This is a genomic window from Nonomuraea mangrovi (genome assembly GCF_042681425.1).
Taxonomy (GTDB): Bacteria; Actinomycetota; Actinomycetes; order Streptosporangiales; family Streptosporangiaceae; genus Nonomuraea; species Nonomuraea mangrovi.
Map to the genome: position 1 here is coordinate 213,474 of NZ_JBHUFV010000105.1, position 16,494 is coordinate 229,967.

The 16,494-nt window shown below is 71.9% G+C and carries 18 protein-coding genes; 6 read left to right on the forward strand and 12 right to left on the reverse strand.

Going from position 1 to position 16,494, the window contains the following annotated elements; all coding sequences use genetic code 11:
- Positions 1 to 5: 5 nt before the first annotated feature.
- Genes ACFSKW_RS53415 through ACFSKW_RS53430 form a run of 4 tightly spaced genes read right to left on the reverse strand, consistent with a single transcriptional unit; the run spans position 6 to position 5,180 of the window.
- Positions 6 to 1,061 (reverse strand): type III PLP-dependent enzyme domain-containing protein, encoded by a 1,056-nt coding sequence (locus tag ACFSKW_RS53415; RefSeq protein ID WP_379583357.1) that lies wholly within the window; start codon positions 1,059 to 1,061, stop codon positions 6 to 8.
- On the reverse strand, positions 1,058 to 2,581 hold the full coding sequence (locus tag ACFSKW_RS53420; protein ID WP_379583359.1) for an IucA/IucC family protein: 1,524 nt from the start codon (positions 2,579 to 2,581) through the stop codon (positions 1,058 to 1,060). Before ACFSKW_RS53420 ends, ACFSKW_RS53415 begins: the two co-directional genes overlap by 4 nt.
- Before the next feature lie 2 nt (positions 2,582 to 2,583).
- Entirely contained in the window at positions 2,584 to 4,074 is a 1,491-nt protein-coding gene (locus tag ACFSKW_RS53425) for an IucA/IucC family protein (RefSeq protein WP_379583361.1), read from the reverse strand.
- Positions 4,071 to 5,180: an ATP-grasp domain-containing protein gene (locus tag ACFSKW_RS53430; protein ID WP_379583363.1), complete on the reverse strand. Its 1,110-nt coding sequence runs from the start codon at positions 5,178 to 5,180 to the stop codon at positions 4,071 to 4,073. The genes ACFSKW_RS53425 and ACFSKW_RS53430 overlap by 4 nt, the downstream gene beginning before the upstream one ends.
- A 99-nt stretch (positions 5,181 to 5,279) precedes the next feature.
- Between ACFSKW_RS53430 and ACFSKW_RS53435 the strand changes: the two genes are divergently transcribed.
- Together ACFSKW_RS53435 and nudC are read left to right on the forward strand one after the other, a co-directional pair.
- Positions 5,280 to 5,438: a hypothetical protein gene (locus tag ACFSKW_RS53435; protein WP_379583365.1), complete on the forward strand. Its 159-nt coding sequence runs from the start codon at positions 5,280 to 5,282 to the stop codon at positions 5,436 to 5,438.
- A 98-nt stretch (positions 5,439 to 5,536) separates the two neighbouring features.
- Complete coding sequence (nudC, locus tag ACFSKW_RS53440; RefSeq protein ID WP_379583367.1) at positions 5,537 to 6,511, forward strand: NAD(+) diphosphatase; 975 nt, start codon at positions 5,537 to 5,539, stop codon at positions 6,509 to 6,511.
- Between the two features lie 28 nt (positions 6,512 to 6,539).
- Here the strand turns inward: nudC and ACFSKW_RS53445 are convergent, their stop codons facing one another.
- From ACFSKW_RS53445 to ACFSKW_RS53455, 3 genes are all read right to left on the reverse strand, one after another.
- Positions 6,540 to 7,487 carry a YbgA family protein gene (locus ACFSKW_RS53445; protein ID WP_379583369.1) on the reverse strand — a complete coding sequence of 316 codons (948 nt, stop codon included), beginning with the start codon at positions 7,485 to 7,487 and terminating at the stop codon, positions 6,540 to 6,542.
- Positions 7,484 to 7,963 (reverse strand): RNA polymerase sigma factor, encoded by a 480-nt coding sequence (locus ACFSKW_RS53450; protein ID WP_379583371.1) that lies wholly within the window; start codon positions 7,961 to 7,963, stop codon positions 7,484 to 7,486. The genes ACFSKW_RS53445 and ACFSKW_RS53450 overlap by 4 nt, the downstream gene beginning before the upstream one ends.
- An 80-nt stretch (positions 7,964 to 8,043) precedes the next feature.
- Positions 8,044 to 8,991 (reverse strand): MerR family transcriptional regulator, encoded by a 948-nt coding sequence (locus ACFSKW_RS53455; protein WP_379583443.1) that lies wholly within the window; start codon positions 8,989 to 8,991, stop codon positions 8,044 to 8,046.
- Positions 8,992 to 9,044: 53 nt separating this feature from the next.
- On the opposite strand from ACFSKW_RS53455, the gene ACFSKW_RS53460 reads away from it, so the two are divergent.
- Entirely contained in the window at positions 9,045 to 10,295 is a 1,251-nt protein-coding gene (locus tag ACFSKW_RS53460; RefSeq protein ID WP_379583373.1) for a cryptochrome/photolyase family protein, read from the forward strand.
- A 96-nt stretch (positions 10,296 to 10,391) separates the two neighbouring features.
- On the opposite strand, the gene ACFSKW_RS53465 is transcribed toward ACFSKW_RS53460, so the two are convergent.
- Positions 10,392 to 11,015, reverse strand: coding sequence for a response regulator transcription factor (locus ACFSKW_RS53465; RefSeq protein ID WP_379583375.1), 624 nt, complete (start codon positions 11,013 to 11,015; stop codon positions 10,392 to 10,394).
- A complete protein-coding gene (locus ACFSKW_RS53470) occupies positions 11,012 to 12,196 on the reverse strand; it encodes a sensor histidine kinase (protein ID WP_379583377.1) in 1,185 nt (394 codons plus the stop codon). Before ACFSKW_RS53470 ends, ACFSKW_RS53465 begins: the two co-directional genes overlap by 4 nt.
- A gap of 147 nt (positions 12,197 to 12,343) precedes the next feature.
- On the opposite strand from ACFSKW_RS53470, the gene ACFSKW_RS53475 reads away from it, so the two are divergent.
- Entirely contained in the window at positions 12,344 to 13,411 is a 1,068-nt protein-coding gene (locus ACFSKW_RS53475; RefSeq protein WP_379583379.1) for an ABC transporter permease, read from the forward strand.
- Entirely contained in the window at positions 13,408 to 14,097 is a 690-nt protein-coding gene (locus ACFSKW_RS53480; RefSeq protein WP_379583381.1) for an ABC transporter ATP-binding protein, read from the forward strand. Before ACFSKW_RS53475 ends, ACFSKW_RS53480 begins: the two co-directional genes overlap by 4 nt.
- Positions 14,098 to 14,147: 50 nt before the next feature.
- Here the strand turns inward: ACFSKW_RS53480 and ACFSKW_RS53485 are convergent, their stop codons facing one another.
- From ACFSKW_RS53485 to ACFSKW_RS53495, 3 genes are read right to left on the reverse strand one after another with little or no spacing between them, the layout of a single operon-like run.
- A complete protein-coding gene (locus ACFSKW_RS53485) occupies positions 14,148 to 14,564 on the reverse strand; it encodes a DUF6463 family protein (protein ID WP_379583383.1) in 417 nt (138 codons plus the stop codon).
- 52 nt (positions 14,565 to 14,616) lie between these two features.
- On the reverse strand, positions 14,617 to 15,225 hold the full coding sequence (locus ACFSKW_RS53490; RefSeq protein WP_379583385.1) for a DUF2867 domain-containing protein: 609 nt from the start codon (positions 15,223 to 15,225) through the stop codon (positions 14,617 to 14,619).
- Positions 15,218 to 15,526, reverse strand: a complete 309-nt coding sequence (locus ACFSKW_RS53495) for a hypothetical protein (protein ID WP_379583387.1) — start codon at positions 15,524 to 15,526, stop codon at positions 15,218 to 15,220. The genes ACFSKW_RS53490 and ACFSKW_RS53495 overlap by 8 nt, the downstream gene beginning before the upstream one ends.
- A 101-nt stretch (positions 15,527 to 15,627) precedes the next feature.
- Between ACFSKW_RS53495 and ACFSKW_RS53500 the strand changes: the two genes are divergently transcribed.
- On the forward strand, positions 15,628 to 16,200 hold the full coding sequence (locus ACFSKW_RS53500) for a TetR/AcrR family transcriptional regulator (protein ID WP_379583389.1): 573 nt from the start codon (positions 15,628 to 15,630) through the stop codon (positions 16,198 to 16,200).
- Positions 16,201 to 16,494 lie beyond the last annotated feature (294 nt).

Below are 16,494 nucleotides of genomic sequence, written 5' to 3' on the forward strand. Positions count from 1 at the left end.
AGCCCTCAGGTGAGGTAGTGGAACCCCGGTTTCGGGTGCATCAGGAAGTCGTGGTGGGAGATGTTCCACGCGTAGGCCCCCGCCATCCCGAACACCACCGTGTCACCCACCCTGATCGACGTCCGCACGCCGCAGGCCAGCACGTCCTTGGGCGTGCACAGCTGACCCACGACCGTCACGGGCGTGTCCTCCACACCGGGCCCCGTCCCCGTCGGCAGGACGGTGAACGGCTGGGAGTGGCCCTTCGTCGCGGGGGTCCGCAGGTGGTGGGTGCCGCCGTGCACGATCGCGAACGCCTCCCCGTGCACCCGCCGTACGTCGATCACCCTGGTCACGTACGACCCGCAGTACACGGTCAGCGCCCGCCCCGGCTCGATCCTGACCACCTGGCCAGGGCGGCGCAGCGCGTCCAGCCCCGCCCCGTAGGCCGCCCAGTCGAAGCGGGAGCCAGGCGAGGTGTAGGAGACGGCCATGCCGCCGCCCACGTTGACCTCCTCGTCGTGCTGCGCCATGACGACCGAGGCCAGCTCCAGCAGCGCGGGCGCGTCCAGCCCGCTGGCCAGGTGGGCGTGGACGCCGCGCAGCCGTACCGTGTCGGTGAACAGCGGCAGGCACGCGGCCAGGCCGTCGGCGTCCATGCCGAACGGGCCGCTCATGGTCAGCGCCGCCCCCGTGGTCTCCAGGCGCAGGTTCAGCCTGAGCAGCACGTCCGCCGATACCCCCGAACCGATCAGCCTCCGCAGCTCGAACGGCGACTCGACGTGCACGCGGTGCGCGGGCAGCCGCAGCTCGGCGTCCGTCTTGCCGGGCCCGCCGACCGCCAGCCGCGCCTTCGGCAGGACGGCGCTGACGTGCGCGTGCTCGCCCGCAGACGAGACCTCGAAGCCGTCCACGTGGGCGTCGAGGACCCGCAGCAGCGCGGGGTCGGGATTGGCCTTGACCGCGTAGTAGAGCTCGATGCCGGGAAGGGCGGCCCGTACGGCGGCGGCGTGCGCGTCGAGCCCCGCCAGGTCGTAGACGAAGGCGGGGGCCTCCAGCGCCGGAGCGACCTCGAAGATCATGCGAACGGGTTCGCGATCGGCACGTACCCCGCGCTCCTGTCGTTGCCCCTGGCCCACCTGACGGTCAGGTTGGCCTTGGCGGGCAGCGGGGCGCCGGCCAGCAGGTTCGACAGCGGGAGCGGCCGGCCCGAGGCGTCGCCGTACTCGGCGAGGATGTCCCTGGCCACCGCCCACAGCTCGCGCAGCGCCGCCTCGGACAGGGCCAGTGTGGCGGCGATCTCGGTGAGGTGGTTGACCATCAGGCAGTAGACGACGCGAGCCCAGCCCCTGGAGGCGTCGTAGGTGAGCGCCTCCGCGACCCTCGGGTGCAGCCCCGACAGGTCGTGGCCGACGAGCTTGGTGCCCTCCAGGTCCCTGAAGATCGCTTCGACGGGGCGGCCCTCCTGGTCGAGGCAGACCAGGACGTTCTGCAGGTGGGGTTCGAGGACGACGCCGTGGGTGAAGAACGCGTCGAGGACCGGCAGCGCGACCGCCCTCACGTAGCCGGCCCACCAGGAGAGCGGGTCGGCGGGCGGGGCCGCGCAGGCCAGCGCGCCCGCCAGCACGGGCGTCAGACCGGGCGAGCACACCGACCACGGGCCGGCCCGCACGATCACGCCCAGTCCCTCCAGCAGTCTGGTGTCCAGCGCCGCCGACCGGTAGCCGGGCTCCGGCAGCCAGCGCGTGCCGGGGAACCTCAGGGCGAGCTGGTCGAAGACCGGCGTGAGCCGCTCGGTCAGCGCGACCGCGCCCGACAGCTCGTACCAGGCGTTCTTCCGCACGCAGTTGGTGATCCGCACGTCGAGGCTGAACTTCAGGCAGTTCCCGCTCACCGGGTCGTAGACCGTTCGCACCGAGGAGGTGGGAGCGACGAGCGGGCCCGGGCCCAGGTCGATCAGCCGGTCGTCGAAGGCGGGCCTGATCAGGTCGAGCTGCCACGGGTGGGCGGGCAGCAGCGCGTAGCCGGGCGGCGCGATCCCCGCCAGGTCGAGGGCGGAGGCGTCGCCCTCCTGCGCCAGCACGTCCTCGCGCACGCCCAGCAGCCGCAGCGGGAAGGAGGCGTGGGCCTCGGGCGCGTAGCGCAGCCAGTCGTCTCCGCCGCGCGCCTTGGGCGAGGGGTGGAACGGGTGGCCGAGGACGAGCGCCTGTTCCGAGGCGAGCCACGGATCGTTCGGCGGCAGCGCGCAGGAGCGGGCCCGCAGCATCGCCGCCAGCGCGTCCCTGCTGGCCGCCACCTGCTCCGCGAACTCGGGGTTGTGCCCGTCGAGCTCGGCCTCGGCCAGCTTGACCAGCGCGTCGGCCGTCAGCGGCACCCACGCGCCGAACTCCAGGCGCTCCACCTGCCCCTCGAACCGCAGCGCGGCGCCGCCGGCCGTGCGCGCCCTGATGAGGGTGTCGGCCACCGTCAGCAGCAGGTACGGCGAAGCGTGCCACACGTGCCCTCGCGGTCCCGCCACCTCCCGCACGCAGCAGCGCAGCAGCGCCGACAGCGTGGCCTCCTCGGCGATCGCCGCGGGCGGGTCGAGGACCAGGCTCTCCATGATCAAGCGCTCCTCAGCAGGGAAAGGACCCGCAGGTAGTTGGGCCCGCTGGTGCCGTAGAACTTGTTGACGTCGCGCGCGCCCGAACGCTCCTTGGCCACCAGTGTCCCCGCGGTGATCATCGACTTGCCGGTCAGCCTGACCGCGTCGAGGGTGCGGGCGCGCAGCAGCCTGGCCATGGGGTCGTCGCCGTGCTCGGCCAGCGCCTCCTCCAGACACGAGCGCACCAGCGCGGCAGCGCGGTCGGCCGGCAGCGCGCCGAAGGCGATGGAGGCGGCGGCCAGATGCAGGGTGATGGTCACGAACACGTCGGCGAGCGCGTGCGGGTCGTCGGTGAGCATCCGTTCGTCGGCGAAGGACGGTGGTGCCACGCCCGCGGCGGCCAGCCGGGCAGGGGAGGCGAGCAGGCCGTCGTTGTCCTTGACGAGCAGCTTGAGATCGCCGCCCGTCAGCACGATCGCGAGGTTCTGCTGATGGGCCTCGAGGGCCACGCCGTACCGGACGAACAGCCGCACGTTCCAGCCCAGCAGCGTCGTGAGGTAGCGGGTGAGCAGGGACTCCACGTCGCCGAGCTCGTCGCGCACCTCGGGGACGTTCAGCGCGGCGACGGGGATGATCCTGCCCTCGGGCAGGCGGCGCAGCATCCAGCCGAGGTACTCGTGCCCCGCGTGGGCGTAGGTCTGCTCGTCGGCGAGCAGGATGCCGGGGTCCGCCAGCCCGCGCAGCAGCCGTTCGGCCGCGGCGCCGTCGGCGAGCGTCGACGGTTTGATCGAGCGGCGGTTGCGGCGGCCGAGCGTGCTGGTGGGCAGCGGCAGCTTCAGCTGCGTGCGGGCGTCGAGCTGGACCGTCCGCATGGACAGCGTGGGCCTGACCGTGATCGGCGGCCCGTCGTCGGTGACGCGGGCCTGCGGCGGCAGCGCGCCCACGGTCAGCGGGTGGACGGGCAGCAGCACCGCGCCGTCCTGCTCCCGCGCCCAGTGCGTGGCCTCGCCCGTCACGTGCTCGCGCGGCACCCACGCCCACCGCAGGTCGAACGAGGGCGCGAACTCGGGGGCGTAGGCGAGCAGCTCGTCGTCCGACAGTCCGGCCCGCGCCCGCGCCGTCGGGTAGACGGGGTGGTCGACGAAGGCGGCGAGCGACTCGTAGTCGGCCAGCTGCCTGCCCGTGATGCGGGGCCGGTGCTCGTCGTGCAGTTCGAGCGCGTGCAGGGCCTCCACGCACTCCTCGAAGAAGGCGGCCACCCCCTCCGCGTCCTCCGGGGCGGCGATCTCCTGCAGCGTGTTCAGTACCTGTTCGAGGCCGAGCAGCTCGTCGTCGGCGACGACGAAGTCCTGGAAGAGCAGGCCGGGAGCCAGTCGTACGCGCCTGCCGTCGGCCAGCAGCAGCGCCACGCCCTCCTTGCTCCTGGTGACGCGCTTGGCCAGGTCGCCGTAGTCCTCCCGCAGCAGCGCGTCGAGAACCCTCCTGGCCAGGTACGGCTCGCGCGGTCTCACGCGATCACCCACGGGTGCCGTCTCATGAACGATCCGACGGCCTGCTCGACCCTCTCCGCCGAGGGCCCGACCGCTCTGATCACGCCCAGGTAGTCGCGGTTGGTGTGGGTGAGCTCCACCCTGTCGCCCACGCTTCTGAGCGGCCTGTGCCACAACCCGTCCCCTTCGTACGCGGGCGGCGCCTCCACGACCACGCCCGATCTGTCGGCCACCACACTCACCGCGCACCCGTGTCCGGTGGCGGAGGGAACCTCAGGAGCCGGCTCGCCCATGTGCACCCGCAGGATCCACTCGAACAGCGGCACGCCGAGGAGGTCGGCCAGGAGGAAGTCGCAGTGATCGCCGATGACGCGGTAGTTCACCTCGACGATTCTGGGCCCCTTGCCGGTGACCACGTACTCGGTGTGGCAGGCCCCGAAGCCGACGCCCAGCGCGGTCAGCGCTCGCAGCACGTGCGGTTCGGGGTCGGGCGCCCAGTCCAGCCGCTCCTCGACGAAGTACGGCAGCGGTCCCAGCGTGGTCTCGAATCCGCCCAGCACCCGTGTCGTGGCGCCGTCGCCGAGCGTCTCCAGCGTGCGCAGCGGCCCCTCCAGGTACTCCTCCACGACCAGCGGCCGGTCCCGCAGCCCGGCGATCGCCTTCTCCAGGTCGCGCTCGACCAGCATGACGTCCTCGCTGGCCACCCCTTCACGCGGCTTCACCACCACCGGGTACGGCACGCGGCCCGGCACGGGGTCGCCGGGGGCCAGCCGTACGGACCAGACCCGCTCCACCCCGGCCTCGGCCAGCCGCCTGCGGGTGAGCGACTTGTTCTTGGCCGCCAGGCAGGCCCGCCAGTCCTTGCCGGGCAGGCCGAAGTACTCCGCCGCCAGCGCCGTCTCCACCTGCAGGTGGTCGGAGTTGGAGAAGATCACGTCAGGCCGGTGGTGGTGAGCGATGGTGTCGATCACCGCACGCGGATCCCACACGTCGCACGCGATCGCGTCGGGGTGCTGTCGCGGCCGGTCGGTGAGGATCGTGACGTCGCAGCCCATGGCGCGGGCCGCGGGCAGGAAACCGCCGGTCACCGAGTCGGTCGGTTTGGCAGCGATCACGTACAGCCGCAACGCGTGACACCCCCGGGGCTCAGGTAAGGCTAACCTAACTCGGCAGAATCCTAGCGCGGTGGAGATCATCCTGCGGCACGGACAGCGTAATCACCCGATATGAGAGTCCTCTCATGCCCGGCCGTCTTCTGCGGCCTGCGCCGCCATATAGATGTACGGCCCGACAGGCCGCCCGAACTCCGGCTGATCACCTGTGGCGGCGGCGTCGATGAGCGCAGACACGGCTACCGCGACAACCTGGTGGTCTACGCTGCCTGACAGCGGGCCCCTGACGTTCACCGTCCGGGGCCCTGCGTCCTGCTGCGGTCAAAGGACCGTCATAAGATGACATCTGACCTTCGGGGAGGAAGTGGCGCGTGGAGACGACGGCCGAAGAGCAGTTGCTGGGGCCCTTGCTACTCGCGCGTGGCACGATCGACAGGTCGGCGCTCCTGCGCGGCGACCCGGACTGGATCGCCAGGGCGTGGGCGGACCCCGCGAGCAGGGTGCTGATCGTCAGCGACGGCCACACACTGGTCAGGCGCACGGGCGACCACGTCGAGGCCGTCCTGTACACCACGGAGGAGGCTCCCGAGGGGGAGCGCTACCTGCTCGGCGTCGAGAACGACGTCGCCTACTTCGCGGTCGCCGCGCCGCTGCCCGGGTTCGCCACGGCCGACACCAACGGCCGCGTCGTCGCGCCGCTGAACCTGAACGAGACCCCTGAGGGTGAGCCGTTCCCCGCCGGCCTGCGCCAGGGTGGAGCGCTCCTGGGCGACCGCGACGCGGGCCTGCTCGTCTACGCCGTCGCCCTGGAGGCCTGGCACACCACCCACGAGTTCTGCCCGCGGTGCGGCAGCCGTACGAGAGTCGAGGCGGGCGGGCACATCCGCGTCTGCCCCGAGGACCGCAGCCAGCACTTCCCCAGGGTGGACCCCGCGGTCATCATGCTGGTCCGCGACGAGCTCGACCGCTGCCTGCTGGCCCGCGGGCCCCAGTGGCCCGAAGGCAGGCTGTCGATCCTGGCCGGGTTCGTGGAGCCGGGGGAGTCGCTGGAGCACGCGGTCATCCGCGAAGTGGCCGAGGAGGTGGGCGTCACCGTCGTCAACCCCCGCTACCTGGGCAGCCAGCCGTGGCCCTTTCCGCGCAGCCTCATGCTGGGCTTCTTCGCCCACGCCACGACCACCGAGCTCGTCTGCGACGCCGACGAGATCGCCGAGGCCCGCTGGTTCACGCGTGCGGAGCTGCTGGCCGCACTGGAGAGCGGCGAGGTACGGCTCCCGCCGCCCGTCTCCATCGCCCGCCGCCTGATCGAGACCTGGTACGGCGGCCACCTGTCCGGCGACTGGTGACCCGGCGGGGCCCCGCCCGTCCGAACGGTCACGCCGGCACGTGGTTGCGCAGGCGCAACGCCTCGGGGAAGGGCAGGAAGTAGGTCTGGTCGCGTACGTAGGCGGCGGGCTGGCCGCGGGCGTGATGCCGAAGCAGGGTCGTGGGGACGCTGAGCGGCACCCGGCCCGCCTGGTACGACTCGATGACCTCCACCAGGTCCGCCCGTCTCGCCGGGTCGAGCGTGATCATTCCCATGCAGTGCTGCAGCACGTTGACGTTCCTGCCCACGGTGGCCTTGGTCGCCAGCGCCGAGCGGAACGCCCTGGCGTAGTCGGCGCCCAGCTCCTGCCTGGGCCGCACGCCCGCCCTCGCCACCACGCGGCCCGCCTCCCTGTAGTGGACGGGGTCATGGGCGAGGATCTGCATCTTGTGCCTGGCGTGGAAGGCGACCAGGTCGGCTGGCCGCCATTCGCCGTCCAGCAGCTCGCGCAGCCTGGCATGGGCGAAGACCCGCTCCACGAAGCTCTCCCTGAGCAGCGCGTCGTTGAGCCTGCCCTCGTCCTCGACGGGGAGCAGGGGGTGCGCGTCCGTCACGACCGAGGCGAACGCGCCCCTGTTGCGCTTGCCGACGGGCCTGCCGCCCCCCTCGGGGTGGAGCGGGATGCCGTGGAGGCCGCAGCTGGGGCTCCTGGACTTGAACACATACCCGTCCACGTCGAGCGCGGCGCTGCGGGCGCGCGCCAGAGCGGTCATGCGGCCGGTCAGGTCGACGCCCGTCGTGCGGGTCATCAGCCTCGGCCCGTCGGGTGAGCGCTCCAGCCTGAGCGTCTCGCGCGGGGTGCCGAGCCCGAGCTCCATCTCGGGGCAGATCCGCACCCAGTCCACGAACGGGTCGAGGGCTCCGGACAGGAACCTGTCACGGCTGTGCCCGCCGTTGAACCTGACGAGCTCGCCCAGCAGGCAGCTGGAGACCGCGATCCTCGGCCTGGCCGTCATGCCGCCGCCAGCAGCGTCGAGAGGCGGTGCAGGCCGCGTGCCGTACGGGCCTTGACGGTGCCGAGCGGGACCCGCAGCCGTTCGGCGATCTCCCGCTGGCTGAGCTCGCCGTAGTAGGCCAGCTCGATGGCCTGGCGCTGCGGCGCGGGCAGTTCGGCGAGCGCGCGGCGGACGAGGTCGCGGTCGGCGAGGTCGTCGCCGACCGCCCTGCCGTCGGGCCCCTGGGGGTCGCCGACGGCTTCCAGCGGGACGGTGGGTGGTCGGCGGCCGCGCAGGTGGTCGACGGCCCTCTTGTGGGCGATGCCCAGGACCCACGTCTCCAGGCTCCTGGCCGGGTCGTACCTGTGTCTGGACCGCCAGATCTCGGTGAACACCACCTGGGTGACGTCGTCGATGTCCTGCGCCGGCACGAGGCGGCGCAGATAGGAGCGGACCAGCGAGGCGTGGGTGCGGTAGCACTCGGCGAGTGCCTCCATGTCGCCTCCCTCGCGAGATAACTTATTCAAAACTCATTCAACCCCGCCGGTGGGAAGCCGTGCAACCAAGTCGAGGGAGATCAGTCGACGGCGGCGGAGACCACGGTGACGGCCTCGTCCAGCGAGGCCACCCGGGTGACCCTGGCGGGCAGCGGCTCCGCCCATCCCGGGCCGCCGACGACCACCCGGCCGGGAGGGCGCGGCGACGGCAACGCGCTCAGCGGGGCAGGGTCGCCGGTCGAGGGCTGCTGCGACCAGACGAAGACGACGGAAGGACCCAGGCGGCGCATCGCGTCCCCCAGCGCGGAGTACGGCGTGCGGGCGCCCAGCACCCGCGTCTCCACGAGCCTGTCCACGCTCAGCGCGGCGGCCAGCGCGTAGACGGGCAGGCTGTGCTGCTCCTCCTCCGCGCACGCCAGCAGCACCGGCCGCGTGTTCACGGGGCGGGCGGGCCGCTCGATCAGCGGGAACAGCGCGGCCAGCAACCGGTCGGAGAACAGGTGCTCGACGTCGACGCCTGCCCCCGTCTCCGTCTGCCTGAGGCAGATCGTCCTGAAGACGGGGCGGACCAGCCGCTCCCACGTCCACACGACCCCGCGCCCCGCCAGCGCGGCGGCGAGGCCGTCGGCGACCGCGCGCCCGTCGAGCGCGCACGCCGCCCTGGCCACCGACGCCGCCGTCGGCACCTGCCCCCGCTCCTCCTCGGCCCGCGGTACGGCAGGCGCCTCCCGGGCGTCGTCGGGCGTGATGCTGAGGCGAAGGGCCTCGCGGGCGGCGTCGGCGGGCGGGACGCCCGCGTGGATCAGCCGGTTCATCTCCTCCAGGCGCCGCAGGTCCCCCGCGTCATAGCGGCGGTGGCCACCGGGACTGCGCCTGGACGGGCCGATGCCGTACCGCAGGTTCCACGTCCGCAGCGTGGGCGCGGGCACGCCGAGCCGCCTGGACACGGCGCCGATGCCGTACCCGGGCCCTTCCTCGTGAGGCTCGTCGCCCCGCTCATGCGCACCGATCCCGACATTGTGTCGGATCGGCCGGTCCCTGACCGCAACCGCCCGGCGCCGGCCGTCGAATGCCCGAAGTGATGGACACCGTGATAGTGCTCTTCAACAGGGACCTCAGGGTCCACGACCACCCGGCGCTTGCCGCCGCCTGCGCCCAGGCCAGGCGGGTGGTGCCGCTGTTCGTGCTCGACCCTGCCATCCCCTCGGGGCGCCGCCGCCCGTTCCTGTACGACTGCCTGCGGGACCTGCGCGACTCGCTGCGCGCCCGCGGCGGAGACCTCCTCGTACGGCAGGGCGACACGGTCGCCGAGACGATGCGGCTGGCCGGTGAGACGTCGGCGACGGCCGTCTTCACCAGCGCCGACGTCAGCTCGCTCGCCAGGCGCAGGCAGCGGAGGTTCGCGGAGGAGCCGATCGAGTTCCGGCGCTTCCCCGGCGTGACCGTCGTGCCGCCCGACCTGCTGCGCCCCTCGGGCGGGGGCGACCACTACCGGGTCTTCACCCCGTACTGGCGCGCGTGGTCCGGCGCGCCGCGGCGATCGATCGTCGGGGCGCCCGAAGCCGTCCCGACGCCCAAGGGGCTGCGGGCCGGCGCCATTCCGCGCGGCCTGCCGTACGGAGGGATCGAGGGTGGCGAGGGGGCGGCCAGGAAGAGGATGCGCGCCTGGACGCGCGACCGCCTGGACGGCTACGAGGACCTGCGCGACGACCTGGCGGGCGACGGGACCTCCAGGCTCAGCCCCTACCTGAGGTTCGGCTGCCTGTCGCCGCTGGAGCTGGCCGCCTGCGGGAACGAGGCCTTCGTGAGGCAGCTGTGCTGGCGCGACTTCCACCACCAGGTCGCCTTCGCCTTCCCCGACCTGAACCGGCGCGACTACCGGCCGCGAGGCACGACGTGGCGCTCGGACAAGGACGCCGAGCAGGCCTGGCGCGAGGGCATGACAGGAGTGCCGATCGTCGACGCCGGCATGCGCCAGCTGCTCGCCGAGGGATGGATGCACAACCGCGCCCGCCTGATCACCGCCGCCTACCTCGTCAAGCACCTGAGGATCGACTGGCGGGTGGGCTACGACCACTTCTTCGACCTGCTGCTCGACGGGGACGTGGCCGACAACGCGGGCAACTGGCAGTGGGTCGCGGGCACGGGCAACGACACGCGGCCCAACAGGACGTTCAACCCGCTGCGGCAGGCCAGGCGGTTCGACCCCGACGGCGAGTACGTCCGGCGGTACGTCCCTGAGCTGGCCGACGTGCCCGCGACGCACATCCACGAGCCATGGCTGCTGTCCGGCCAGGCAGGAGGCTACCCGCCACCCCTCACCCGGCCGTAAGACCACAAGGGGCCCCGCCCGCCGTGTCACGACGAGATCACCGCCTGGAGGTCCGCGGCGGGCTCCCGACTCGACGTCGTCCTTGCCTGGCTCGGCTCACGGGGGACGGATGAGGCCCTTCTTCGAGGCCACGGCGACAGCCGCGGTTCGCGAGTCGACGCCCAGCTTGGTGTAGATGTGTGCCAGGTGAGTCTTGACCGTGGTCTCGCTGAGGAACATGGCCTTGCTGATGTGCCGGTTCGACAGGCCCGCGGCGACGTGGCCGAGGACCTCCAGCTCGCGCGGGCTGAGCGTGGTGTCGGGCGTGCGCACCCGGCCCAGCAGGCGCGAGGCGACGCTGGGCGCCAGAGCGCTGGCTCCCGCGGCGGCCGATCGGATGGCGGCGTGCAGGTCGTCCGACGGAGCGTCCTTGAGCAGGTAACCGGTGGCGCCCGCCTCGATGGCGGCGACGATGTCGGCGTCGGTGTCGAACGTGGTCAGCACGAGGACCCGGGGCCCGCCCAGGGCCACGACGCGCCGAGTGGCCTCGCTGCCGTGCATGCCAGGCCCGAGCTGGAGATCCATCAGCACGACGTCGGGAGCGAGCGTTCCGGCGAGCTCCACGCCCTCCTCGGCGGTGGCGGCCTCGCCGACCAGGTCGAAATCCGGCTGCCCGCTGAGCATGGCCCGCAGACCGGAGCGAACCACGGGATGGTCATCCACCAGGACGATCCGGATCACGGCGCCTCCTGGGGCGGCAGCGGCAGGGTGGCCACGACTGCCGTGCCCTCGCCGGGGGCCGACTCCACGGCGATGCTGCCGCCCAGGGCTCCCACCCGCTCGCGCATCGCGCGCAGGCCGAACCCGGCGGTACTGGCGGGGTCGAACCCCCGGCCATCGTCGTACACGTCCAGCATGACCGCGTCGTCCAGGTACGTGAGTGTCACACCGGCGTGCCCGGCACCGGAATGGCGACTGATGTTGCCCAACGCGCCCTGGGCGATACGCAGCAGCGTCGCATCGTAGTCCGCGGGCAACAGCACCGGGGCGCCCGAGACCTCGAAGCGCGCCTGGATGGGCGTGCCGGCCACCGCGGAGTCGCTGATCCTGCGCAGCGCCGCGACCAGGGACGAGTGCTGCAGCGCCGGCGGAGCCAGGGCCCTGACGAAGTTGCGCGCCTCTTCCAGGTTCTCCTTGGCCGCGTCCTCCGCCTCGGTGATGCGGCGCTCGGCCGCGGACGGGTCCTGCGCGAGATCCCGCCGGGCGGCGCGCAGCAGCAGGATGATGCTGGACATGCCTTGCGCCAGCGTGTCGTGGATCTCCCTCGCCAGCCGCTCGCGCTCGGCCAGCCGTACGGCGTCGCTCTCCGCTTCGATCAGCTTCCCGCGCGTGCGGACCAGATCGTCGATCAGCAGGCGGCGCTCCTCGCTCTCCGCGTAGAGCGCCTTGTAGACCATCGCCATCAGAGTGGCCACCGCGGCACCGATCGTCGGCCCGATGACCTGAGCGGCGGTCAGGCGGCCCTCGTGCCAGGCGGCGGCGAGGACGGCCGCGACGGTCAGCACCGCCACGCCCGGCAGCGCGACGGCCAGGGGCAACAGGTGGAGGTAGGCGAAGAACAGGGGGAACGCCAGCCAGACGAACTGGTGCGCTGCCAGGGCGAGCCAAGCCCACCCGACCGTGATCATCACCAGCCAGACCCGGCCCAGGCGCAGGTGCGTCGCTCCCCCGAAGTGCGGCAGCCGTCCCTCGATCAGGAGGCCTGCCGCATAGAGAACCCCGAGGAGCGTCCCACCCAGGACCAGCAGCGGCTGTCCCTGCCTGATGACGCCGGCCAACGCGATCACCAGGAGGATCGCGAACGTGCCGTGGACGGTCCACCGGAGCAGCCGCAACGCGGGCGGGAACGGATAGTCAGCCATTTCTCACACAGAGTATGCGAGATCGTTCATCTCCTGCATCGTTCAAAAGGAGTATTCCGGGCGACCGCATGCACGATGTGCGCGCGTGCCCGGCACGAGGACGCTGACGGAGTCAACGTTCGATTCGACCGCAACGGGGGACGCGCCGTGTTCGTGGCGCTCAGAGACCTGCGCTTCGCGAAGGGACGGTTCGCTCTCATGGGCACCGTCGTCTTCCTCATCACCCTCCTGGTGACCATGCTCTCCGGACTGACCGCAGGGCTGGCGCGGGAGAACATCTCGGCAGTGGAGAACCTGCCCGCCGACCACATCGTCTTCGACAGCGGCGAGAAGGCCGCCTTCGCCGACAGCCGTATCGGCAACCAGACCTGGAAGGACTGGCAGCAGGTGGCGGGCGTCACCGCCGAGCGGCTCGGCGTCTCCATGTCGAGGCTCGCCTACGGCGACGACCAAAGCGCGGGCGTAGCCCTCTTCGGCATCCAGCCCGGCGGCGACCTCGCCCAGGGAGAGCCGGTCGACACAGGCAACGTCGTCCTGTCCGCCGCGCTCGCGGCCGACACCGCGGTGAAGACCGGCGACACGGTGCAGATCTCCGGCAAGGACTTCACCGTCGCAGGCATCGGCGGCGAAGCGTCCTACAGCCACACCCCGGTCGCCTGGATCAGCATCGGCGACTGGGAGCGGACGGGCCGCCAGGGCGACGCCGATACCGTGGCGACCGTCCTGGCTCTACGCACCGCCGGTGCACCCGACCTGGCCGCCACCGACGCCCGACTCGGCACGACGACGCTCACGCTGTCCGATTCGCCCGCCGCGATCGGCTCCTTCTCCTCCGAGAACGGCTCACTCCAGCTCATGCGCGGCTTCCTGTTCGCGATCTCGGCGCTGGTCATCGGCGCCTTCTTCACCGTCTGGACGATCCAGCGGCGTGCCGACGTCGCCGTGCTCAAGGCGCTCGGCGCGAGCTCCGGCTACCTCCTGCAGGACGCGCTCGCCCAGGCGGTCATCGTGCTGCTCGCCGGCGCGAGCGCAGGCGGCCTGCTCGGCGCGGGCCTCGGCGCGCTCGCCGAGGGCACCGTCCCCTTCGTGCTGTCGGTGACCACCACCGTCGTTCCAGTGGCCGTGATGATCCTCCTCGGAGCCGCGGGCGCCACCCTGGCCATCCGCAAGATCACCTCTGTCGACCCGCTGATCGCCCTGGGAGCCTCCCGATGACCCTCGCCCTCACCGACGTCGTGCTGACCTACCCCGACGGGGACCGCACCCTGACGGCGCTCGACCACGTCAGCCTGACCGTCGCTCCAGGCGAGTTCGCCGCGGTGGTCGGCCCGTCCGGCTCGGGCAAGTCCAGCCTGCTCGCCGTCGCCGCCACCCTCATCACGCCCAGCGAGGGCACCGTGAGCGTCGCCGGGCAGGATGTCTCACGAGCCGGCCAGGCGGCCCGCACGCGGGTCCGCCGCGACCACATCGGCATCGTGTTCCAGCAGGCCAACCTGCTGCCCTCCCTCACCGCGCTCGACCAGCTCCTGGTGATGGCGCACCTGGCCGGCGAATCTCCGCGTACGGCCAGCAGCCGCGCCCGGGAGCTACTGCTCGCTGTCGATCTGGGCGGAAAGGAACACAAGCGCCCGCACCAGCTGTCGGGAGGCGAGCGGCAGCGCGTCAACATCGCCCGTGCGCTGATGAACTCTCCCGCGGTCCTGCTCGTCGATGAGCCGACGAGCGCGCTCGACCACCGCCGGGGCGAGCAGATCGTCTCCCTCCTGGCCGATCTCACCCAGAAGAACGACCTTGCCACCGTGATGGTCACGCACGATCTCGCCACCCTGGCGATGGTCGACACCGTGCTCAGCATGAGCGACGGCAGGCTCAGCGAAGGCGCCGCGACGCAGGTCGCCTGACCGGACCGGCAGCGGGGTGGGCTGGGGATGCCCGGACATAACGCGGTCTCCTACGGGGTCCGCGTTATGTCGGCGTGGGGCGCGGGGTTGTCGTGGCGGGCGGCGCGGCGGGCTCCGATCAGCAGCAGGACGTTCGCGAGCAGGAGGATCGGCCAGGGCGTGAACAGGAGGACCACCGCGCCGACCACGGTCCAGATCCCCAGCGTCCAGGCGATGAACGGCGGTGGCGCGATGCCGCGCCGGTCCAGCCACAGCACGATGAGGCCGACCACGATGAGCGGTACGCCGAAGCTGGCCAAACTCAGCCAGTACGCGCTGTTCGCCGGGCTCATCGCGGCGAGGTCGTCCCCCCACAGCCTCCCGCTGAACCACGTCCCGGTGTGGCGCGCGGCCTTTTCCACCGTCAGGGCGCCGAGCGTGTGCGCGGCTCCGAATAGCGTGATGAGCCAGCCGGCCCATTTGATCATTTGAGGTTCCATTCTCGTGGTGGAGCGAGGCGGCTTTGCGTCTCTGCTCGGTTTAGGCGTTCGTGGCCGTGGGGTGGGCGTGGTCCCGCCACGCGCGTTCCCATCGTCGGGTGAGTGCCGGGTAGACGACCAGGTAGCGGAACGGGGCGATGGCGGCCATGTAGAGGCGTCCGAACAGGCCGTTGGGTTTGACCAGGGCCGCCATCCGCAGCTCGTGGTCGCCGTTGTCGGTGGGGACCCACCCGAGGTGGCAGACGGTGTGAACGGTTTTGTTCGCCAGTTCCATGGCGAACTCGTCGCCGAGTTCGTAGAGGTTGGTGAACGGGGTGCCGTCGAGGTTCGGGCTGAGCGGCGCCAGGCGCAGGTCGGGCGGCAGGCGCTCGCGCAGTGACCACACCCGCCCGCCGACGCCCTGCCGGGGATCATCCCAGCCGAACAGGGCACCCAGCTTCCAGCGCACGGCGAACAGGAACCGGGTCGGCAAGGGCTGCCCGGCGGGTCCGCCGGTCGCTCGCAGCGCGGCGAGCATGGCGGGGAAGTCGTCCGGTCCGGCGTCGGGTGTGCGGAACGCCCACACGTCCTCCACCCGGAAGTCGGGCGTGATCTCGTGGATCCGCCACGGGCGGCTGGTGTGCTCGGTGTCGGGAAGTCTCCTAGACATGGCCGGCCTCCCCGTCACCACGATAGGAAGCGGTGGGCCTGGCGGGGCTTGACCTCCCGGTCGCTGAAGCCGTCGGCGCCGCGCCCAGCTCGTGGACGGTCTCGGCTGACGCCCGGCAGGCATCCTCGGACTCGAGCGCACCGGTGATGACGACGGCGTCCGTGCCGGGAGCGCCCCAGTTCTCGGCGCGCAGGAGGCCCGGCCGCGTGCGCCCCGCGTCGATGACCTGGGGGTATCGGCCCGCGAACTCCTCGGCGTGCTCGGGAGCCGGGGATGGGAAGGCGACGAAACCGAATGACACGACTACTGTCCCCTCTATTGTTATACGGCTGCGTATAACTTGAGGCTAGACCGGTTATACGGCTCCGTACAACGGATGGAAAGAGTGAGGTGGGTCATACGATGGGTGCGCTGCGCACACCGCGTGAAATCTGGATCGAGGAGGGGCTGCGGGCACTGGCCGAGGGTGGCGTGGACGCGGTGCGTGTCGAGGCCCTGGCCAAGGCGCTCGGCGTGACCAAGGGCGGTTTCTACGGCTACTTCGCCGACCGCGACGCGCTGCTGACAGAGATGCTGGACACCTGGGAGCGCGAGAGCGTCGACGACGTCCTCGACCGGGTCGAGCGGGAGGGCGGCGACGTGCTGGACAAGGTCCGGCTGGCCGGGCAGCTCACCTTCTCCAGCGACCGCCTGCTCCCCATCGACTTGGCCATCCGCGAATGGGCCCGCCGCGACCAGGCCGTCGCCGAACGCCTACGTCGCGTGGACAACCGGCGCATGCAGCTGTCACGCGACGCGATCAGCACGTTCTGCCCCGACCCCGACGAGGTCGAGGCCCGCGCTCTGCTCGCCTTCTGCGCGGCCATCGGCAGCCACTTGATCGCCGCCGACCATCCCGGCCGCACCCGCGCGCAGGTCATCGCCCGCGCCGGCGACCTCATCCTCGACCGCCCACCCAGCAACCCGAGGTACTGATACGCGCTCACCTGGCGCACATTCACGCCGATTGGTCGGGCGGAGTGGCGGGGCTGGTGGAGATCGAGCCCGGCGTAGGTGTTGAGCAGGACGCGGGCGCGATCGTAGCCGAGGCGGCGGCCGGTGTGCGGGCAGACGTCAGCGGCAGCAGACCGGCAGGCGGGCACGGGTCGACGTTGGGCGAGGAAGAGCGGCCCGTGGGCGCGGGAGCTGTCATCCGGTAGCCGCGGCAGACGGGGTAGCAAGTGGGCGGTGCCGCTGTCCCAGCTCGCTGGGTGTTCGGGTTCCGGGCGG